This is a genomic window from Dawidia soli (assembly GCF_018598185.1).
GTDB lineage: Bacteria > Bacteroidota > Bacteroidia > Cytophagales > Cyclobacteriaceae > Ohtaekwangia > Ohtaekwangia soli.
In genome coordinates, this window is sequence record NZ_JAHESC010000011.1 from 47,513 (window position 1) to 67,807 (window position 20,295).

Sequence of the window (20,295 nt, forward strand, 5' to 3'; positions counted from 1 at the left end):
TTTGTAGCGCAACGCATTGTTCATGATCAAGAGAATCCAGGGAATCCTTTGCTCCGTGCTGATCGCAGCCGGCACCCTAACCAGCGTACAATGCTCCGACGACGACAGTAGCGCTGAAAAGAACATTACAGCCTTTACCTTTGCCGGCCTCGACCCGGCCGTAGCGGCCGCCGTTAACCAGGCGGACCGAACCATCACGGCCACTGTACCCGCCGGCACGGACGTGACCGCCCTGGTACCGACCATCACCGTTCCCCCCACGGCCACGGTAACGCCCGCCCCGGGTGCCGCCCGGGATTTCACCGAGCCGGTCCTGTACACCGTCACCGCCCAGGACGGCACCCGGCAAACGTATACCGTTACCGTAACGATCGCAGCCCCCCTGCCACAGGACTGCTGGCCTACCGTGCTGGCCGGTCCCGAAGGCCTCGTCTATGTCACATACAATACCGACAACACGGTAAAACAGGTCACCTCGCCCGCATACGGCGACTCCCCGGAATATACTACCGAGTATCTGTATACCGACGGCAAACGCACACGCGTAAACCTCTACGCAGACAGAAAGATGATCGGATACAACCTCATCACCCACACCGCCACAAAAACGACCGAGGAAGCCTATGAATATCTAAACGACGACGTATACAAAGCACGGACGTTCATTCATTACCACGAAAGCGGCCGGACCATCGCCACCGCCGACTACTTTGGCGACGTCGATGCCGTGCGCTACGACTCGGTGTATTACACCTATGCCAGCGGCAACATCATCCGCGTGGACGGTTATGACGACCAGGACCAGGCATTGTATTACAACCGCTACCAGTACGACGACAAGATCAACCCGCATGCGCGGATCGACATCAGTGGCTCGCTGGGCACAACCTTTCTGCCGGTCAGCCGCAGCAAGAACAACATCATCGGCAGCGACCAGCATTATGGCGAAGACCATGCCAGGGTGCTCTACAGCTATACCTACGACACCAACGGACTCCCGCTGACCTTCACAGACGATATCCAGACCTTGAATTTTGATTACACCTGTTATTAACCCGTACGGACCGTTTATTTCATCATGAAAAGACTTCTACCCTCCGCGCTCCTCAGCGCGAGCCTTCTCCTGGTTTTCCGTTGTTCGGATGACAGCAACCCGATCGTCAGCGGCGAGAAAGAGATCGTAGCGATCGACCTTTCCGGAAACCCCGGGGTGTCCGAGATCATCCACGAACCGAACAACGTTATTACGATCGTCCTTGCCTATGGCAGCACGACGGTGCTCACCCCTGCCATCGAGGTATCGGCCAACGCCACGATCCATCCAGCATCCGGCGAATCCGTAGATTTATCGCAACCCGTGATCTATACGGTTACCGCCGAAGACGGAAGCCACCAGGAATATATCCTGCAGACACGGGAGACCCCACCCGCGTGCCTCCCCACGGAATTACCGGCAACTTCCGAGAATGCGGTCATGCACATCTTTTACACGGCAGACAATCTGACGTCAGTCGTTCATTACATTTCCAACTTTGCCGGCAAGGCGATGTACGACAGCTCACTATACAGCTATACAAACAAACAGCTGATGCGCATCGACTATTATTCGGAAGGGATCATTCAGCTGTATCAGATCTTCACATACGAAGAGGATCGCATCCGCGAACATGAATATGCTTTCATGAACAACAAGTATGTTCCGTACCGTGCCCAAACCTATTACCTGACAAAAAATCGAATCACCAGCGTGTGCGCGGTCGACAAGTTCTTCCATCCCTACGGAGTGATCGACACGGTAACATACATGTACGACACGCGGGGGAACGTCGCGGGAGCAACTCACTACCGGGGAAAAACCAGCGAAGTTGCATACAGGATAGACTATGCACACGACGACAAGATCAACCCGTATCGAATTGCCCGGCTACCGGACAGCGCCATCATCTTTTTCTCCCCGGAAACACACAGCCGGAACAACATCACCCGGGAAACCGTCATCGTTCCATCACAGGGTACCGCCGAAGTTACGAACTACACGTACACATATTCACCGGACGGATATCCGCTCAGCAGGACCACGGGCGTTGTTTCGCCGCAACCGCTCCGGTATCAATGCAGATGAGCCGACCAGGTATACATCAAAAAAAGAGGCTGCCGTTGCCGTTCTCGCACGCTGTTTCTATTCCGCCCGCAACGAGTCCACAGGATTCGCCGTGGCGGCCTGCAACGACCGATGCCCGACCGTAACAAGGGCGATCACACAGGTCACCCCCAACCCGATCAGGAACGTCCCCACACCCGGCGTGATCCGGTAGGCAAACTGTTCCAGATACTTCTGCATCAGGAACCACGAAGCCGCCGACGCGAGCACAAACCCGATCAGTACCAGGCGGGCATATTCCTTCGAAAACATGAGCAGGATACTGCCGATCGTTGCTCCCAGCACTTTGCGCACACCCACTTCCTTCGTCTTGCGATTTGCCAGGTAGGTAGCCAGGCCGAACAGCCCCAGGCAGCCGATCGCGATCGCCAGCGATGCAAAAATACCGAGCATCGTCAGCGCTTTCTGCTGACCGTCATAGAACGACGCGATCTGGTCATCGAGGAATTGGTAATGAAAGATCCCGTCGGCATACGTCTTCTGCCACCGTGCCTCGATCTGGCGCAACGTCTGGGGTACATCCGTGCCGCTGACTTTGATCGACAGGCTGCGATAACCGGTAAGATTGTTGATCAGCATCACCGGGTCAATGGCACTCCGCAGCGACGTAACGTGAAAGTCTTTTACGACGCCCACCACCGGCAACGTTCGTCCCCAGAACGATAGCTGCTCACCCACGATCGTGCCCGGATCGGTAAAGCCCACCGTGCGGGCAAACTTCTCGTTTACCACCAGCGCAGCCATGGTGTCGAGGTCCGCCAGCGGGCGGCCGGCGACCAGCTGCAGATCATACAGCTGCATATAGTCGCCGTCGGCGTATTTGATGTCCGTGAAATACTCTTGCTCCGCCCCGGCGAGCTGCACGGTAGTACTCATGCGCATGCCCGACGACGGCGGCGCACTGTTCAGGCTCACCTGCCCGACGCCCGGCATTTGTGAAATATCGTGCTTCAGCGTGCGCACGGCGATGTCGTTGACCTGCCCCGTCTTCAATGGCACGATGACGACAGCGTCGCGGGCAAAGCCCAGATCCTGACGTTGAATAAAGTCCATCTGCTGTACAATGACGATACAACCGATAATGAAGAACTGGGAGATAAAAAACTGCACAACCACCAGCGTCCGGCGCAACGTATAGCCGGACGACGTACGATCAGCCAGCATGTTCCGAAGTGCCAGGGCCGGACGGTATGCCGATACCGCGGCGGCGGGGTAAAGCCCCGCCAGCAACGTAATGCCTGTTGTTATCAAAAGCAGGTAGCCCATGACGTAAGGGTCGGCCAGAGACAACGATACCGCCGTCTGCAGAAAAGAATTCAGGAACTGCAGGAACAACTGTGCTCCCGCAAGGGACAACACCGCGGCCGCGGCCGTTATCAAAAACGTTTCGCTCAGGAACTGAATGACCAGCTGCCCGCGTGAGCTACCCAGGGATTTGCGGATTCCCACCTCCCGGGCGCGTTTTATCGACGCGGCCGTCGTCAGGTTGATAAAGTTGATCACCGCGGTCGCCAGCAGAAAAATCCCCACGATGGACAACCCCGTCATCATGCCCGGGGACGCCACGCTGCGGCTGTAGTTGGAGAACCGCTCATCCGTATGCACTTCGCGCAGGGGCTGCAACAGGAAGTCGCGCTCCTGTGGATTGTCCTCCCCGACGTATTTGGTCACAAACGCATCCATCCGCGCCTCGACGTCTGCCAGCGTGGCTTTCTCGGACAGCAGAAAATAACATTGATCATCGCCGTTCACGTTGTTCCATCCCAGCTCGTTCCACCATGTTCGAAGCGTCACCTGCGAGAGCATGAGGTCAAACGGCAGGTCGGTATTGGCCGGGTGATCTTCCATCACCGCGGTGATGGTATACTCGATCGTGTCGTGTCTCACGACTTCACCTACCGCATCCTCGCGGCCGAAGTATTTCAGCGCCAGGCGCCGTGAAATGATCGCCTCGTTGGGATCGTCGAGGCCGTGCGGGGCGTCACCCGACAAGATCTTGCGATCGAATACCTGGAAGAACGACGGCTCGGTAAACACGACGCCCTTGTCCTCTTCATATCGCTTCGCCTCGCCCTGCCGTTGTGGCACCGCAATGATACTGCCCGCGCGGTACGCCGTGAATACGACCGCTTCTGCTTCGGGGAAATCCGCGCGGAACGCTTCCGGCAACGCCACCTGTATGCCGGCCGTAAACGTATCGCCGGTATTGCCCTTCGCTTTGGACACCACGCGATAAATGCGGTCCACGTTCGTATGATACGTATCATAGCTTATGCTGTGCCGGATCACCAGAAAAAGCACCAGGCTGCCCGTGATGCCCAGTGCCAGGCCGGCCAGGTTGATAAAAGAGTTTGCCTTTTCGCGAAAGAGGCCGCGAAGCGCCGTGCGTAGGAGGTTCATGACCTCGCGTTTACAAAGGTCAGGCCAACGGCCCGGAGACCCGAAATTGGCCGTTTCAACCGTTTTTTCTTCTCCACAGGCGTCCGTGAACTGTACGCTTCCGGACGAGCGCCGGACACAAAAACCAAAAGGTAATCGGCCTTTGAATAATAAAAATATTGCTTCTTTCCCGCATCCCGGCATTCCCCCCACACGTTTATGTGAGTGTATAGAATATAAGTATATACATGACACACAAACTGAAAGAATCTTCAACTTTAGCAGGCATTTCCCGGAGTATCTCGTTCCACGTCCGGTTATAGCCGGGCACCCCGCGTTGGGTCGTCCACGCGCGTCGACATTCTTGTCACCACTTTAATCATTATACTATATGATCAGGCTATCGCTGGCAGTCGGGTTCCTGGCTGTGTTCGGCTTGGTAGGATACGCTGTGATCCTATTGCTGACGAACTATTTTCAAAACAAAAAAGAGAAAGAAAACAAACCAAAACAATAACCATTGACAAACAACCAAAACATGAATCCTTTTACGAAACGAAGTATTATTATCGGTGTGGTGTCCATCCTGGCCCTCATCCTGTTCCTGATCCTCAACCCGTTCTCGTGGAACGACGCTGGTAACCGTACCGTTGTCGAGCGCACCACGGGCGAGCAGATCGTGCAGTTTGCTCCCGGTATCTTCTACGCCGGCTTTTTCGCCAAAGAAAAAGCATGGCCCAACCAGATCTCGGTGACCTACCAGGATACAAACGCCCAGCTCGAGATCGAAGACAACGGCATCGAAGTGGGGCAGATCATGGTACGCTTTAGCGATGCCACCACGGCCAACGTAAAAGGTATCACGCAGTTCATCCTGCCTTCCGACGAGAAGGAAATGATCCTGATCCACAACACGCACCGCACACCGCAGTCGCTCGTGGTAAAACGCCTGGCGCCCTACACCAAGGAGTGTCTGCAGTCGTCGGCCCAGCTGATGAGCAGCGAAAAACACTACGGTGGTGGCCGCGCCCAGATGTCGCAGGACTTTATGGACCAGCTGAAGGACGGCGTATACCTGCTGAAGACGGAAGAGAACGTCGTGTTCGACTCGCTGGAACGTGAAAAGAAACGCATTTACCAGACGCAGATCCAATACGACAAAAAGACGAACGCCCCCAAGCGCAAGCTGTCGTCGATCAAAGAGTACGGCATTACCGTGGCCGATGCTGCGATCACCGACGTGGACTACGAAGACCAGGTAGACGAGAAGCTGAAAAAGATCATCGACGCCGTCACCAAGTCGTCCATCTCCAAGCAGGAGCTTATGACCGCCCAGCAGCAGACGCTGACCGCGAAGGCCAAGGGTGAGCAGGCCCTGGTAGAGATCGAGTACCAGCAGAAGCAGGAACAGACCCGCCAGGTCGTAGAGGCCGAGACGCGCGTAAAGGTAGCCGAGCAGGAAAAACTGCAACAAAAGGTAGCCTACGACGCCTCCATCCTGGAAGCGAAAAAGATCAAGGAGCTGGCCGATGCCCAGGCCTACGCCCGCGCCAAGATCATGCGCGCCGACGGTGCCCTCGAGATGAAGCTGAAAGCCCAGGTAGAAGTACAAAAAGTATGGGCCGAAGCCTTCAGTAAATATACCGGCGCGATCGTACCCCAGTTCCAAACCGGCGGCGGTACGACCAGCAACGGCGCCCTGAACTTCATGGATATCATGACGGCCAAGACCGCCAAAGATTTCGCCCTCGACATGAAGAACACGAACCAGTCCACCGCCCAGTAATCACGCGCCACACAGTACCAGGACCCTTTCCAGAGCGGAGTAACCCTCCGCTCTTTTTTTATTTCTAAATTGAAGGTATTACCGATATCAATGAGTAAGCCGCTGCGCCGTGCCCGGCCACGGCATAGTCCGATCTAACGAACTGGCTACTGTTCACACCAGGTTTATTTACAACGGCACAGGTATACTATAGAACGTTAGCCCATTTTCTTACACACACCACCGGCGCCGCAAAAAGAAGTTTTTCGAAAGATCGGCGAGGCCTATCTTCGGCCCTTCACTAATCTATCTCGCATGAAGAAGTTTTATTATCCCTGGTTCATGGCCATACTCGTTGCCTTTTCCTGCTCGGACGAAGCAGATCCAAACGAAGACGAAAATGGTTGCAATACCTCCGCCACCACCCTGACACTCGAAAATACCTGGGCCTATACCGGCCAGACGTTAACACTGAAAGGCTCACAGATCTGCAAAGGCGGATTGACATCGGTCACACTGAACGGCATCGCGGCGTCTACCAGCGGGGTGACCGAGAGCAGCATCCTGCTCACCGTACCGGAGATCACCGAAGATTCGGCAACGCTGGTCGTTACATTCGGCGATTCTCCCATCACGGTAGGTAAAATAGCCATATTCCCCGGAAACGGTACATGGAAAGAAGTGGAATCCTTCCCGGGCACCGGCCGCGTAGCCGCGCACGCCTTCACCGTCGGCAATAAAGCCTACGTCGTCGGCGGAGAGCAATACCGCCTGGAGTACGATCCCAAGAATTACAGCGACATACATTCCTTCGACCTGGCCACCGGCACGTGGACAACGCTCCCGTCGCAAGACAAGCTCGACGATATTCAATACGAACCTGCGCCTGCGAAAAACGGGTTCATCTTCCTGTACGAGGCAACGCAGGTACTATACTACTATAACCCGATCACGAACGAATTTAATACCATGGCGGAACCTGCGTTCAGATCCTTCAATCATGGATTTATGATCAACGGCGAAACCTATTATGCGCAGGCAAAGATCGAGGGTAATTACCTGTACATCATCAAATATAACGAGCCCGGTGATGACTGGGAGCTCATGAACTATTCGATGTACGCCGAAAACGAGCAATTCCATTTCATGGGCGCGTTCGAGGTCGACGGCAAGGGTTACCTCGCCATAAAACGCAGCAGCAAGTATGAAGAAATTCAGATGATCTCGTTCGACCCTGCCACGAAAACGATCGAAAACCTTCCGGCGCTCTCCCTGGCAAGCGCGCAGAGCAAAGAGCTTTCGCATTTGTTCACCATCGGCAAGCTCGCCTATTTTGCCGAAAGAGGATCGGCGACCACCGACAACCAAACATCCTGGGTCGATACACCTCCATCAGACCGTCTCTATATTTTTAACGCTGCCACCAAACAATGGCACACCACGACACCATCACACCCGGGCATGCCGCTGGACGGAACGTCGTTCACCCTCGGCGGCCGCGGCTTTCTCGGCCTGGGCGCCGTCCAGCAATCGACAATAACCTACCCGCAAAAATTCTACGAGTTCATCCCCAAATAACCAACACACTACACTATAGATCGAAGGGCTGTCTTTATCAGACAGCCCTTCTTTTTTGCAAGCCATTTTTCGAGCCCCACAGGCAACCGCCATCAATCGCCAGCACAGGCGGCGGCGTAAATCAAAGCCAACCACACCGCTCGAACTACCGCACCTGCACCGTATACGTCCACGCATACAGCGCATCGATCAGCACATGCACAACGTGCCGCCCACGTGCGGTGAACGTATAATCAAAACAATACCGATCATCACCTTCCGGTGCTACTGCGACATCTTCCGATAAACTCCCGCTCCGTACGGTAACGCTCCCGACAGCTTCGCCTTCAAGCTGAAACATAACCGTCTCGCCTTTCACCACCTCAACGTCAAACGTCGAAGGACTCACCGGCATAGCCTTATACTTATAGATATTCCCGTAGATCAGCGGTGCGTACAGGAACGCCTGCAGCGAAGGTTTATCCTTCAGCAGCATATACGCCGTATCGACCGGATAATGATTCCGGACGAACATCGCCGGGTCTGCCAGGAAATACCTGTCATCATAGTTTTTGATAAAGATCCCCTGCGCAGGGTCGATCGCACCACTCGACCACGTTGCATCACACAAATACCACTGCCCGTCCAGCTGCACGGCATTCCACGAGTGATTCACATCACCTTCGCCGCGAATGTTTGCCTGCACGGTGCGACCATAACCATCGACGATCACGCACCGGATGCCCGCGTGGCGGGCCAGCTCGCGCAAAAGATACGCATAGCCCGTGCATACTGTGCGGTGGTGACGCCCCAGCACCTGGAACACCCGTCGGCTGAATTGCCGGCGCCAGGCGTCCAGGGCGGCGGCATCGTCCTTCAGCTTGTTGCTTTGATGCTGATTGAGCCTGAACAACGAATAGTCACTCGCAATGTTGGTGCACACCCAGGTATAGATGGCGCGAAACTTTTCTGCGTCGGTGGTCAACGACCGGGTTAGCTTGTCGGAAAGTGTCTTTGGATCTGTTACGGCGTGCCGGGGATAACACGCGGCGACGCTATCGGCCTTCGCCCAGTGGAGCTTTGTGAAATGCGCCTGCTGCGCCGACAGAGCCACGGGCACAAGCAGGCTGCAAATCACAAACAAGAGGGTGCGCATCATACCCACGGCAGCGTATAGCGTTAGCGTTTCGGATCGGCCGGTATAGCCGTTTCAGGCGTGGAGTCAGGTGTTTCTTCATACGGAGCATCCAACACCAGCTCACCGGCTATCGAGATATAGTCCGCCGTCAGGGAGATCTCGATAAACGCGGGTGTACTGTGCGATATGAGGTATTCCAGCGGTTCAAAGCCCAGGTAGTAAACGACGAGCACGTCGCCGGCCTTCAGCATATTCGGAAAGTCGAACCGGCCCTCGGCATCGGTAACGGTGCCTTGCGTAGTACCTTTCCGGATGATGGATGCACCCGGCATGGGCGCTCCCGATTCGTCGCGCACTACACCCTTAAACCACCGTTCGTGCGTTGTACTCGCCGCCGATGCTTCGCGAGAAGGGGTGTCTTGCGTAGCCTCGATCGGAGGCATTACCGACGGGATGTTCTTCGAGCCCGCGGGACGGGTAGTGAACAACAACAGTAAACCCAGGATCCCGGCACGTATCAATGTAAGGCCGGGGCGAATGCCGTTGGGCTCCGGAAAGGTATAGGTCTTGAGTTGGTCCGGGCGAAAACGACCACAGGTCTTGCCGCGCTTCGCCGCCAGGTAGTCCAGGATCTGCTGGTCGCTCATGCGGGTAAAATCGATCACGGTCTTTTGGCAGGACCCGCAAAAACCGCCTTCGGATGTCGGGGTAAAACTGCTCCAGGGCTCGGCGCACGGCCGGGGGATGGATAACGAAACGCTCTTTTTCATATTCGTTTGTTTTTATCCAGGATGCGGCAAGGCAACCGATTCCATAAAAAGAATCCGTCTTTTTTTCAGTGGTTTGGAAATTTTTATGGTTCTGCCCATGTTGTCTGCCCGTTAGGCCTACATACCACCATGAAACTACTGTTACACTACCTTAAGAATTATAAGGGACTGATTGCCATTGCCTTACTTCTAGCCACCATCAACCAGGTCTTTTCGTTGCTCGACCCCCACATCACGGGCCGCATTGTCGATAGCTTTATCGAGCGCCGCGACACCCTGCCCCGGGGGGAATTTATTCAGGGTGTACTCTACCTGGTCGCCCTGGCGATGGGGGCCGCGATGGTGTCGCGCATTGCCAAGAACCTGCAGGACTACTTTACCAGCATTATCGTACAAAAGTCCGGCGCCGGCATGTACGCCGACGGCTTGAAGCATTCGCTGGAGCTGCCCTACCAAACCTTCGAAGACCAACGCAGTGGCGAGACGCTCGGCATCTTACAAAAGGTGCGCATCGATTCCGAAAAGTTCATCACCTCGTTCATCAACGTATTGTTCTCGGCGATGGTGGCCATGGTCTTTGTCGTGATCTACTCGCTTACCGTGAGCGTAAAAGTGACACTGGTATATTTCGCCGCCATTCCCATCATTGCCCTCACCAGCTGGGCACTGAGCCGCAAGATCAAAGCCGTGCAAAAAGACATCGTCAAGGAAACCACGGCGCTGGCCGGCTCCACCACGGAGTCGCTGCGGAACATCGAGCTCGTGAAGAGCCTCGGGCTCGCCAAGCAGGAGATCGAGCGGCTCAACAACACCACCTTCAAGATCCTCGGCCTGGAGCTTAAAAAAGTAAAGTACGTGCGTGGCATGGCGTTCCTGCAGGGCACGACGGTAAACTTTGTGCGGAGTGTGATGGTCGTGATCCTGCTTATCCTCATCTTCGACAGCGAGCTGTCGGCGGGTAAATATTTTACCTTCCTGTTCTATTCCTTCTTCCTCTTCAACCCGCTGCAAGAGTTGGGCAACGTCATCATGGCGTACCGCGAGGCCGAAGTATCCATGGCGAACTTCCACCGCATCCTCACGCTGCCGAAGGAAGCCAAGCCGCAAAACCCCGTGGAAGTAGGAACGATCCATACGCTGCGGTTTGACAACGTCAGCTTCCAGCACCTTTCCGCCAGTACCCCCGCGTTGAAGAACATATCGTTTGCGGCACACGCCGGCGAGACCATCGCCTTTGTCGGCCCCTCGGGGTCGGGTAAGACGACCCTGGTAAAATTGTTGGTAGGCCTCTATCCGCCGAAAGACGGGGCGATCCTGTACAACACCGTCTCGGGCAAGGACATCAACCTGGACGCGCTGCGCGAGAAGATCGGTTTCGTGACGCAGGACACTCAACTGTTCTCGGGCACCATTCGCGAGAACCTGCAGTTCGTACGCCCCGGCGCCACCGACGCCGAGTGTATGGATGTGCTGCACAAAGCAGCCTGCCAGTCACTGCTGGCCCGCGCCGACAAGGGCCTCGATACCGTGATCGGTGAAGGCGGCGTGAAAGTTTCCGGCGGCGAGAAGCAACGCCTCTCCATCGCACGGGCCCTGCTGCGCCAGCCGGACATCCTGGTATTCGACGAAGCGACCTCGTCGCTCGACTCGATCACCGAAGAGGAGATCACCGAAACGATCCGCGACGTGTCTACCGTGCGCGACCATATCACGATCCTGATCGCCCACCGCCTGTCGACCATCATGCACGCCGACAAGATCTTTGTACTCGAGCGGGGCAACATCATCGAATCCGGACGGCACGAAGCGCTCTTACGGGAAAAGGGATTATACTACGCAATGTGGCGCCAGCAGATCGGCGAGAAAGATTCCGTCATCGCCGCCGCGCAGGCTTCCTAACCAAAGAGGGCCACCGTTACCGGTGACCCTCCCCTGAATCGAAACACTACTTTCTATGATCAGGGAGTTTTCTTTTTGAGCTTGACGATGATCACACCGTTCTCGCCCCACTTGCCGTACACCGAGGTAGCCGATTCTCCTTTCAACACCTCGATACTTTCGATATCGTCGGGGTTGATATCGGCCGGCATGTCATCGGCCGTCTTCCGGGTATCACCCCGTACGATCACATACAGCGGCTTCGTTGAGCCCGCCTCCGGCCCCGGGCGTACCCGCACCACCACGCGTTGATTGTCGTTCAGGGAGGTGGTGATGGCGCTCTCGGGAATCGGCTCGTCCTTGTGCGCATCGAGCTTGGATTGCTGAGACGGTGTCAGCAGATTTTTGATGGAGATGAGCATCGACAGCCGCATCTTTTTGATCTCCGTTTCCAGCGCCAGGCATTTCTCCAACTGGGCGTTGGCCGCTTTGGTGTCGACGTTGGGCACAGCGATCAACTGCTCCAGCTTGACCATGGCCGCATCGAGATCCCATTTCTTGTTGTTATACCCGGTAAGCACACCGTTGTAGAGTGTCTTGATCTTCTCCACCTGGTCGCTGGAGAGGCCCGCCTCATCCCGGTATTTTAATACCAGCTCGGGCGCATAGAGCTTCTGTTGGAATATATCCTGCGCCGGTACGGATTGAATCGCCGCCAACAGGATGAGCACGATGAACATGTGTTTTTTCATAATTTCTTTTAATCTTTCTGTTTAAAAATCTTCTGACAAATAGCGCGTAGGCGATGTCCACTCCGACAAGCTCTGTTCGGAGGTGTTTACCAGGGAACCCGTGCGTGTCGCCTCCGGTCCGACGACGATCACGATGTCTTTGGGTGGTGTGGTTTGTTCGCTTCCCTTTTGCCGCACCCGGTACAGCACGGCCACCATCGCGATCGTCACTGCAGCCGCCGCGGCATAGCGCAGCGCCGGGGGCCACAAGCGCCTGACCGGCCGGGGCTTCCTGAACGGCGGAACCGGGCGCTGCGCATCGACTTGTTTCATGCCGTCAAAAAAGGATTCGAGTATCTTATCGTCTTCCATGGTCTTGTACCGGGTTGAGTGCAATCAATTCTTTCAGCTGCTTTTTACCGCGATCGTAATGCGTGCGAACGGTACCGAGGCTGATGTCCATCACCGTGCTGATCGCTTCCAGGGTCATGCCGTGGTAGAAGGCCAGCAGCAGCACCTGGGCTTGTCGCGCGGGCAGCTGTCGCAACAGCGCCTCGTAGTCGACGGGCTCGTCGGGCGGCTCGTCGGCGGGTAGTGCCGGGTGGTCGTTGTCACCCGGCTCGTCGACGATGACAAGGTGCTTTTCGCGCAGGATGTCCAGCGCGGTGTACCGGATGACCGCAAACAGCCACGTGCGGAAGCTGGACAGGTTGTTATAGCGGGCCCGCCCCTCCAGGATCTTCACGTATACCTCTTGCAATACGTCCTTGGCCTGCTCGTCGTCATACCGGCAGCACTGCCGCGCCCACAGGTAGGCTTCGCGGTGGTGATCGGCCAGGGATTGCTCAAGCAGCTGTCTTTCCATATAATTTTGTCTGTTAGTCGGCCAACGGGGTGGCTTATATGACACCGGCAACAATTATTTTTTTCCCTGCCGGGAATGAAAATTGCACCGCGAGGATAAAGACCTTTCGCCATGGCCGCGACAAAAGCACCGAAGATAAAGGTAAAGCCCGTCGACAAAAACACCTGGAAGGATTTTGAGGCATTCTTCGAATCCAAAGGCGCCCCCAGCTGGTGCTGGTGCATGGTATGGCGCATGACGAACGAGGAGCTGAAACACAACCATTCCCCTGACCGCAAAGAGTACCTCCGGAAACGCGTCACCGCCAAAACACCCATCGGCCTGCTGGGCTACATCGGCACGGAACCCGTAGCCTGGTGCTCGGTAGCGCCCCGTGCCAGCCACCTCCGCCTCGGCGGTGACGACCGTTTGGAAGACGAAGACGTATGGTCCATCACGTGCTTCTTCGTCAAAAAAGAATATCGGGAACAACGCCTCGTTCCCCAGTTGATCGAACACGCGCGAAAATATGCCCGAAAGCATGGCGCGAAATACATGGAAGCGTATCCTGTAAAACCCAGCTCGCCGAGCTACCGGTTTATGGGCTTTACCAAAACATTTGAAAAGGCTGATTTCGAATTTGTAAAGAAAGCGGGATCGCGCAGGAGTGTGATGGTGCGCAAGGCATAACCATCACTTCCACTCGATCAGCATAAGATAGATCAGTACGCTGATCAACAATACATTATACTCCATACCATTGCGCCCGCCGCCCACAACAAACCAACCTTCGGGGTAGTGCACCAGTATAATGCCCATTACCAGAATAACAATTGTAATAATAGCCGCTATGGCTACATACCGACGAAATAACAACGCCACTGCACACACCACATGTGAAAGCTTGATCGCCCACGCCAGCGGAACGCCTACAGGTGCAAAGCCGATCGCATTAAGATAGTCATTGCCGAAAGATTGCACGCCGCCGTTGAGCATCCCCGGTATGCTGTGCGTAATTAAAATGATGAAGAGCGTGACGCGAAGGATCAGCGTTGAATCGAGGAAGCGTTTGGAAGTCATGGCCGAGGGTTAAGATTGGTAGGCATACTAATATACATCCTCCCGGAACGAATATAAAATTCGATTGTGATTATTGTCGTGAAGACATCGTAATATACCGCATGATACGGCAGGTGATCGCGCCGACAAGCAGGCCCGGCGCCCTACCCTGGCGCCGGTGCTAGTCCGGCAGGCAGGGCTCTGCGAAGCGCAGGCATGCCTGCGGTAGCCAGGAGTAGGCCGGCGCCAGAGGCGTTTCCCAAAAAGTGCGAAACACGCGATGATCGCCCACTAAAATCGGAACCAGCCGCCACCCACAAAGCACTACATAAGCGGTGCACCTCGACATTTCCCGTCTTTACCGACAGTACCATAAAAGTCCCCTGAAAAATCCGGTAAAGTGCCCTTCAACTATGAGAATATCCAATATATATCCAATAGTTTATCAAATATTAACCAATAGATATCCAATAATTATATAGCTATTGGATATCCCTGATAAATAACTTTTTCCTTAAAATTTAAATTATTTAAAAGATAGACAGTATACAGTCTTTTCGTAAATTCGATCTGGACACCGTTACAATTTTGATCGTTGTCTAAAACCCTCTCGTTACTTTGAAAACCAATCGATTATGCCCTTTCTTGAAGGACCATTCGCCTTTACAGGCACACTGGACATGTTCAGCGCCTACCGCATGCGCAACGTCGACGGGATCGTCGTTCGTCGTAAAGGCGGCCCGAGCGGAGAAAAAGTAAAAACCGCCGACAGCTTTAAAAATACGCGTCGTACGATGTCGGAGTTCGGCGGTTGCTCGCGGCACGGCAGTTATGTGCGGAGGGCGTTGCTCCAGATCCGGCACCTGTCGGATTACAATTTTGGTAGCGATATCAACAGCCTCATGCACCAGATCCAGTTGCGCGACGACACCGGCGAATGGGGCCGGCGGCGGATCACACTCTCCGAACATGCGCGCCTGCTGGAAGGTTTCTCCACCACACGAAAAGCCCCGAGCTTCGACTCCATTGTGCGCGCTCCGATATACTATACATTGGACCGGCAAAAACGTTCCGCCCGCGTGAATCTCCCCGAGCTCCTCCGTGATATTAATTATTTTCCGCAGAACAATCACGCCATGTTCCGCCTGATCGTTACGTTAGGCATTGTGCCCGACGTAACATTCGACGTGCCGTCTAAAGAATACCTGCCGCCGACATGGTATAGCCCGGCGTACAACTCCATCAGCGCTTCGACGGATTGGAACCCTTCCCTGGAAGGAATGGCGGGCGCCACGCTGGAGCTCGCCATGAATGTGCTCCCGCCGGACGATTCGTGGACGTTGATGTTATCGATCGGAATTGAATACGGGTCTTTACGCCAGTATGGCACGATCGAAGAAGTGACACGGTTTGGCGCGGCCAGGATCATGGCCTTGCAGGGGAAAGACGGGGCGTCTGAAAAAAGGAACGATGGCGATGATCGACTCGGAAAACGCGAGGGACTTCTGGAGGATGTGGTATCGCCGGCCGACGGTGAACATGCTGCAGAATGTAAAAGCGCACCAGACGATCCGGGCGTGCCCGTCACAGCGTTGCTGCCGGCGGATGAAGCTGCGACACAGTATGTCTATACGTTGAAGGAAGCATCAACCGAAACGCGAGCGGCCAGTACCTATCGGTATGTTGTTCCGGCAGATGGGCGGGAGAACATTGCCTGTATCACCACAACGCAAAATGCCGTATCTTTGTGTGAACCACCTACCGACGTGCCCGCTGCCGCGTACATACCGTGCGACGTGTTAAAACCTTACGTTGCTTCTTTCATGATCTCGGAAGAAGCAGAGACGAAGGAGTATAAAGTATTGCCGGGAACGAATCTTGTCATCGGCTTTCAATACCGGGGGCAGCTGGTCCGTATCCAGGATGCAGCGGTCAACCCACTTTCCACCGCAGGCATTACCGGGTTGCACGATACCCCGCGGATATTCCGGAACGCTGCGCACACAGGCACGGTGCTGGTATATTTCAAAGAGGCAGGCGCCGCGCCGTTCTTTAACATGCCGCTGCACGAGCTGTTTGACGAAAGCGTCTCGCTCGACAATTTTATGCTTCGTTCGGAGCTATTGGTCTTTGAGGAACAACTCGCCGAAGCCAACACAGATCAGGACCGCATCGCGCTGACAGAACGGTTTCTGATCGGCCGCCTGCGCGACACGACGCCCGATAAGCTTGTACTGGCAGCCCTGGCACTTATTCATCAGCACCAGGGAAACTTGCGGATAACAGACCTGGCGGCCCAGCTCAATATCAGCCAGGGCCCGCTGGAGAAACGCTTCCGGCAGGCGGTCGGTACGTCGCCAAAAAAGTTCGCAGCACTGGTGCGCTTCCGGCACGTGTTGAAGAGCTACCACGCGCGGCAGTCGCTTACACACCTGGCGCATGCGGCCGGTTTTTATGACCAGGCCCATTTCATCAAAACCTTCAAATCGTTTACGGGCGAGACGCCCGATACATTCTTCACAGTAGCCAACTAAGAAAAACGATTTTTTACAATCCGCGGACCTTCGCCGCGACGACCTTTACATCGTAAAAAATCAAACATCTATGTTTACGCTCGAACAGATCAACGCCGCGCATGCGAAGGTTAAAAGCGGTGCGGATTTCCCGCGCTACTTTGAAGAACTCAAAGGTATGGGTATAGCCTGGTACGAAACGTCCGTTGCCGACGGTCATACCGTGTACCACGGCGCCGACGGCTATAAAACAACGTCACCGGCGCGCTATGCCTTACGGGCTATTGCCGGGGTCGCCAACCCACGGCAATTCCAGACCGACCTGCGGGCACACCAGCAAGGCAAAACCGATTACTTCACCTTTTGTGGCCAATGTGCCGCCCAGGGCGTGGGCCAGTGGATCGTGCGCATGGACCTGCACACATGCACGTACTACGACCGTCATGCCAATGAGGTTCTGACCGAAGAGATTCCTCGTGTGTAATGCTGTGCGGGATTATCCGCCACGCTTCTCACCGTCCGCCCATCACGGAGTGAAGCCATCCCGCCAACCGTTTCAGACGCGGCGGTGACGGTCTCTGCGATTTCGTTTTGCATACTCCTCGCCCAGGTCGGGCTCTTTGCCGAAGCGAAGGTTTACGAACGGTACGATGCGATTGCCGATGCGGTTGAATAATCCGATCTGCACGACCTTGCCGGTGCGGCAGTTGTTGATGAGTCCTATTTGCAGACCGTGGGCACGCGTGGCATGGTTTACCAGGCCGGCAATGGAAACACCCTTGGTTTGGTATGATTCGTTGAGGAGACCGCTGATCTGTACGCCGCTCATGGTATAGCTAAATCCGGAGAGGCCGTTTATGATGAGGCCTTTGGAAAAGTCTTCGGTGAGTCCGCCGAGGCTGATGGAAACGCCGTGGATATGCGTGCCGTAGCGGGGGTATTGCATCTCCCGGGCAGCCTTGAAGCCATGTCTGGCGAAGAACCCTACGCGACGATTTTTGTCATCCCGGCCTCCGGCGAAGCCAAACATGGTACCCCATAACCCACCGATTATCCCCATCGGGCCAATTTCCAGGTTGAGGCCGTCTACGCGGGTGTACAGCGTATCGGTCAATTCCAGGGAGTGCGCAGATATACCGATCGTGATACCTCTGACGTGCAGGTGATGTTTTTGGGGAGTGAGCGAAAAGCGTCTAACAACTGTTCTGGGAGACTCCTGGGATTGTGCAAGCAGCGGCATTGAGCCCAGCAGCAGGATTACGGCCATAAGTATATGTTTCATGCTATCGATTTGTGTTAAGATACAAAAAAGAGTCGGGACTATTTATCCCGACTCTCTTTCCGCGATCGACGCCGTTATTTTTACCCTGTTATTCGGTCACGGCTTTCCTTCTACTAACAGTTGCCGCATTTTTTCGATCAACGGGTAGGCGGTGCTGGCATTGGTGAAGATGGCGTAGCCCATGTTGGCATCTTTGTATACTTCGAACTGGCAGCGGAAGTCGCCGTTGTTGCCGCCGTGGCCGAAAACCTGACCGAAGGGGGATTCGCGCACTTCCAGGCTCTCGCCCATGTAGACTTTATACTTGCGTGGTTCTTCGCCTTTCTCCAACGGGTAGGGTGAGCGCTCGCTGAGCATGTTTGTGTAGGTGGCGGGTGACAGGCCTTTCTGATTCAGGAGCTGCAGCATGAAGTGGGTGAACTCCAACGCTTCGGTGTGCATGCTGAAGGCCATGCCGGGATGTTCGGGCGGCAGGTCGGACGAGGGTATGTTGTCGAAGTGGCCCGTGGCCACCAGCCGCATCAGGCGGTCGTTGTTGGCGAAGAAGGTGTGGTGCATGTCCAGCGGGTTCAGCACTTCTTCGGTCAGCATCTGTATCGTGCTTTTGCCCGTGATGCTTTTTACAACCATTTGAAGGTATTGAAAGCCTTCGCCGGAATAACCGAATTGGGTGCCGGGGGTAAAGTTGATGATCAGTTTGCCATTGCGCCAGTTGGGGAAACCCGTGCGGTGGGTAATGACATGGCGCGCGGTAATGAGCTTGTACCGGTCGTCGTCCTCGATGTCTTTGAAGGGTAAATATTGATAGAGGGGTTTGTCGAGGTCGATCACGCCGCGCTCGGCGAGGCGTTGTACGGCATAGGCAAAGACGGGTTTGGTGATGGAGGCGGCTTCAAACAGCGTGCTGTCGTTTACGGGCTCGTGTGTCATGCTGTTTTTGGTGCCGTAGATTTTGTGGTATACTACCTTTCCATCTTTTATCAGCGCCAGCGACACGCCGGGGATCTTATAGTACTGCTGGTAGGTTTCGATAAAGTTATCGATCGCCTGGGGTGACTGACTGTCGAAGGTCGTCAACACGCCTTTGGCGGGGATCAGGTCGGGGGCCTCGGCCACGGTGGCACTGATGGGCGGGATCTTTACGGCGCCGTTGGGTTTTACTTTTATATTGGGTTGCGAGGGGATCGTGATGGTGTATACGTGAGACTCTTTGGGAACGTACTTGTCGGCCAGGGCCACGGTGTAGCTCCCCCCTGGCAGTTGGGTGCTGTAGTTCCCGAGGGAGTCGACCGAGGCGGTAATCCAGGTCTGCGCCGACGCGGTGGATGTGAACTTCAATCGTGCCGGTATCTTTATGTTGGCGGCGTTTATCATTTTTACCCGGCCTGATACGGTACCCCCGCGCTCATTCTCCTTCATGAAGATGATATCGCCCAGCGCATGGGAGTTCTGGTATTTTCCGTCGCCTGCGCCCCAGGCATTCCAGCCGAACCCGTCGGCATCTTTATCGAATGCCAGCAGGTCAAACCCCATGGAGCGGCCCGGCTGAATTGCGTCGCCCATGTAAATCCTGAACTCATACATGCGCTTGCTGCCCTTTCGGGTCATCTTTATCTCCGACTTGTCCCAGGCAACTTGCTTCGTGGCAGCATCCCATTTGTTGGCATCGAGATGTTTGAAGGTCTCCGAATAGATATAGGCGTTTACGCCAGAGCCCGTGGCAAGATGATTGACATCGAAACATAGCTGCAGCGCGTCTTGTGTGTTCCAGCCCACCCGGCGTGTCGTGTCTACGACATAGTCGCTGTCGGTGATCTCGATGGCTATATAGAGCGATCTTTCACCCAGGTTGTAGCCGATCATGAAATAACCGGAGAAGTCCTCGGCGTTCTGGGGCTTTACGTCTGCTTGCGCCAGGGCAAGCACATACTGCCTGGTGTCTTTCCAGTCGGCCAAGTCGCCGTCAACCCGGATGTTTTTGAGGGGATATACCAGGGCGCTGGCGCCATTGTGGGCCAGCGTTACACGTGTGCCGACAAGCATGAGCAACAGGCAGCAACCCAGCTGTGCCATTTTTTTCAGGGGGATATAGTTTTTCTCCATGGTGATTAGACCGGTATTTTGTGGAATGGTTACAAATACCCGACCAATAAATTACACGTATACTATCTCATAGAATTTGATCTATAGCATAAGACCGTGTTACAACGACTGTTCA

The 20,295-nt window shown here is 55.0% G+C and carries 17 protein-coding genes; 8 read left to right on the plus strand and 9 right to left on the minus strand.

All coding sequences use genetic code 11. From position 1 onward, the window contains the following. The first annotated feature begins 22 nt into the window (after positions 1-22). On the plus strand, positions 23-1,054 hold the full coding sequence (locus KK078_RS09600) for a DUF5018 domain-containing protein (RefSeq protein ID WP_254090049.1): 1,032 nt from the start codon (positions 23-25) through the stop codon (positions 1,052-1,054). A 24-nt stretch (positions 1,055-1,078) separates the two neighbouring features. Further along, positions 1,079-2,122: a DUF5018 domain-containing protein gene (locus KK078_RS09605; RefSeq protein ID WP_254090050.1), complete on the plus strand. Its 1,044-nt coding sequence runs from the start codon at positions 1,079-1,081 to the stop codon at positions 2,120-2,122. A gap of 57 nt (positions 2,123-2,179) precedes the next feature. Here KK078_RS09605 and KK078_RS09610 read toward each other — a convergent pair whose 3' ends face one another. Continuing rightward, a complete protein-coding gene (locus tag KK078_RS09610) occupies positions 2,180-4,561 on the minus strand; it encodes an ABC transporter permease (protein WP_254090051.1) in 2,382 nt (793 codons plus the stop codon). Positions 4,562-5,078: 517 nt separating this feature from the next. Here KK078_RS09610 and KK078_RS09615 point away from each other — a divergent pair. Further along, positions 5,079-6,326 (plus strand): flotillin family protein, encoded by a 1,248-nt coding sequence (locus tag KK078_RS09615; protein ID WP_254090052.1) that lies wholly within the window; start codon positions 5,079-5,081, stop codon positions 6,324-6,326. A gap of 294 nt (positions 6,327-6,620) precedes the next feature. Continuing rightward, a complete protein-coding gene (locus KK078_RS09620) occupies positions 6,621-7,883 on the plus strand; it encodes a kelch repeat-containing protein (protein ID WP_254090053.1) in 1,263 nt (420 codons plus the stop codon). 145 nt (positions 7,884-8,028) lie between these two features. Here KK078_RS09620 and KK078_RS09625 read toward each other — a convergent pair whose 3' ends face one another. Together KK078_RS09625 and KK078_RS09630 are read right to left on the minus strand one after the other, a co-directional pair. After that, a complete protein-coding gene (locus tag KK078_RS09625; RefSeq protein ID WP_254090054.1) occupies positions 8,029-9,021 on the minus strand; it encodes a transglutaminase domain-containing protein in 993 nt (330 codons plus the stop codon). A 20-nt stretch (positions 9,022-9,041) separates the two neighbouring features. After that, complete coding sequence (locus KK078_RS09630; RefSeq protein WP_254090055.1) at positions 9,042-9,770, minus strand: carboxypeptidase-like regulatory domain-containing protein; 729 nt, start codon at positions 9,768-9,770, stop codon at positions 9,042-9,044. 129 nt (positions 9,771-9,899) lie between these two features. Between KK078_RS09630 and KK078_RS09635 the strand changes: the two genes are divergently transcribed. Further along, positions 9,900-11,669, plus strand: coding sequence for an ABC transporter ATP-binding protein (locus KK078_RS09635; RefSeq protein WP_254090056.1), 1,770 nt, complete (start codon positions 9,900-9,902; stop codon positions 11,667-11,669). A 59-nt stretch (positions 11,670-11,728) separates the two neighbouring features. Here KK078_RS09635 and KK078_RS09640 read toward each other — a convergent pair whose 3' ends face one another. The 3 genes from KK078_RS09640 to KK078_RS09650 are packed head-to-tail and all read right to left on the minus strand — an operon-like array spanning position 11,729 to position 13,244. Beyond that, the gene (locus KK078_RS09640) at positions 11,729-12,400 is read right to left on the minus strand and encodes a Spy/CpxP family protein refolding chaperone (protein ID WP_254090057.1); all 672 of its coding nucleotides are present in this window, start codon (positions 12,398-12,400) and stop codon (positions 11,729-11,731) included. 21 nt (positions 12,401-12,421) lie between these two features. Continuing rightward, positions 12,422-12,751, minus strand: coding sequence for a hypothetical protein (locus KK078_RS09645; RefSeq protein ID WP_254090058.1), 330 nt, complete (start codon positions 12,749-12,751; stop codon positions 12,422-12,424). Next, positions 12,738-13,244, minus strand: coding sequence for an RNA polymerase sigma factor (locus KK078_RS09650; protein ID WP_254090059.1), 507 nt, complete (start codon positions 13,242-13,244; stop codon positions 12,738-12,740). Before KK078_RS09650 ends, KK078_RS09645 begins: the two co-directional genes overlap by 14 nt. A 111-nt stretch (positions 13,245-13,355) precedes the next feature. Between KK078_RS09650 and KK078_RS09655 the strand changes: the two genes are divergently transcribed. Then, the gene (locus tag KK078_RS09655; RefSeq protein ID WP_254090060.1) at positions 13,356-13,913 is read left to right on the plus strand and encodes a GNAT family N-acetyltransferase; all 558 of its coding nucleotides are present in this window, start codon (positions 13,356-13,358) and stop codon (positions 13,911-13,913) included. 3 nt (positions 13,914-13,916) lie between these two features. On the opposite strand, the gene KK078_RS09660 is transcribed toward KK078_RS09655, so the two are convergent. Continuing rightward, the gene (locus KK078_RS09660; RefSeq protein ID WP_254090061.1) at positions 13,917-14,303 is read right to left on the minus strand and encodes a DoxX family protein; all 387 of its coding nucleotides are present in this window, start codon (positions 14,301-14,303) and stop codon (positions 13,917-13,919) included. A 614-nt stretch (positions 14,304-14,917) separates the two neighbouring features. Between KK078_RS09660 and KK078_RS09665 the strand changes: the two genes are divergently transcribed. Next, a complete protein-coding gene (locus tag KK078_RS09665) occupies positions 14,918-16,816 on the plus strand; it encodes a helix-turn-helix domain-containing protein (protein WP_254090062.1) in 1,899 nt (632 codons plus the stop codon). A gap of 70 nt (positions 16,817-16,886) precedes the next feature. Beyond that, a complete protein-coding gene (locus KK078_RS09670) occupies positions 16,887-17,279 on the plus strand; it encodes a DUF1398 domain-containing protein (protein ID WP_254090063.1) in 393 nt (130 codons plus the stop codon). Between the two features lie 72 nt (positions 17,280-17,351). Here KK078_RS09670 and KK078_RS09675 read toward each other — a convergent pair whose 3' ends face one another. Together KK078_RS09675 and KK078_RS09680 are read right to left on the minus strand one after the other, a co-directional pair. After that, positions 17,352-18,077 carry a hypothetical protein gene (locus KK078_RS09675; protein ID WP_254090064.1) on the minus strand — a complete coding sequence of 242 codons (726 nt, stop codon included), beginning with the start codon at positions 18,075-18,077 and terminating at the stop codon, positions 17,352-17,354. Positions 18,078-18,173: 96 nt separating this feature from the next. After that, positions 18,174-20,180, minus strand: coding sequence for a serine hydrolase (locus tag KK078_RS09680; RefSeq protein WP_254090065.1), 2,007 nt, complete (start codon positions 20,178-20,180; stop codon positions 18,174-18,176). Between the last annotated feature and the right edge of the window lie 115 nt (positions 20,181-20,295).

Coding starts and splice junctions, on each gene's coding strand:
- KK078_RS09600 (WP_254090049.1), top strand. CDS start 23: ATGATCAAGAGAATCCAGGGAATCCTTTGCTCCGTGCTGATCGCAGCC.
- KK078_RS09605 (WP_254090050.1), top strand. CDS start 1,079: ATGAAAAGACTTCTACCCTCCGCGCTCCTCAGCGCGAGCCTTCTCCTG.
- KK078_RS09610 (WP_254090051.1), bottom strand. CDS start 4,561: ATGAACCTCCTACGCACGGCGCTTCGCGGCCTCTTTCGCGAAAAGGCA.
- KK078_RS09615 (WP_254090052.1), top strand. CDS start 5,079: ATGAATCCTTTTACGAAACGAAGTATTATTATCGGTGTGGTGTCCATC.
- KK078_RS09620 (WP_254090053.1), top strand. CDS start 6,621: ATGAAGAAGTTTTATTATCCCTGGTTCATGGCCATACTCGTTGCCTTT.
- KK078_RS09625 (WP_254090054.1), bottom strand. CDS start 9,021: ATGATGCGCACCCTCTTGTTTGTGATTTGCAGCCTGCTTGTGCCCGTG.
- KK078_RS09630 (WP_254090055.1), bottom strand. CDS start 9,770: ATGAAAAAGAGCGTTTCGTTATCCATCCCCCGGCCGTGCGCCGAGCCC.
- KK078_RS09635 (WP_254090056.1), top strand. CDS start 9,900: ATGAAACTACTGTTACACTACCTTAAGAATTATAAGGGACTGATTGCC.
- KK078_RS09640 (WP_254090057.1), bottom strand. CDS start 12,400: ATGAAAAAACACATGTTCATCGTGCTCATCCTGTTGGCGGCGATTCAA.
- KK078_RS09645 (WP_254090058.1), bottom strand. CDS start 12,751: ATGGAAGACGATAAGATACTCGAATCCTTTTTTGACGGCATGAAACAA.
- KK078_RS09650 (WP_254090059.1), bottom strand. CDS start 13,244: ATGGAAAGACAGCTGCTTGAGCAATCCCTGGCCGATCACCACCGCGAA.
- KK078_RS09655 (WP_254090060.1), top strand. CDS start 13,356: ATGGCCGCGACAAAAGCACCGAAGATAAAGGTAAAGCCCGTCGACAAA.
- KK078_RS09660 (WP_254090061.1), bottom strand. CDS start 14,303: ATGACTTCCAAACGCTTCCTCGATTCAACGCTGATCCTTCGCGTCACG.
- KK078_RS09665 (WP_254090062.1), top strand. CDS start 14,918: ATGCCCTTTCTTGAAGGACCATTCGCCTTTACAGGCACACTGGACATG.
- KK078_RS09670 (WP_254090063.1), top strand. CDS start 16,887: ATGTTTACGCTCGAACAGATCAACGCCGCGCATGCGAAGGTTAAAAGC.
- KK078_RS09675 (WP_254090064.1), bottom strand. CDS start 18,077: ATGAAACATATACTTATGGCCGTAATCCTGCTGCTGGGCTCAATGCCG.
- KK078_RS09680 (WP_254090065.1), bottom strand. CDS start 20,180: ATGGAGAAAAACTATATCCCCCTGAAAAAAATGGCACAGCTGGGTTGC.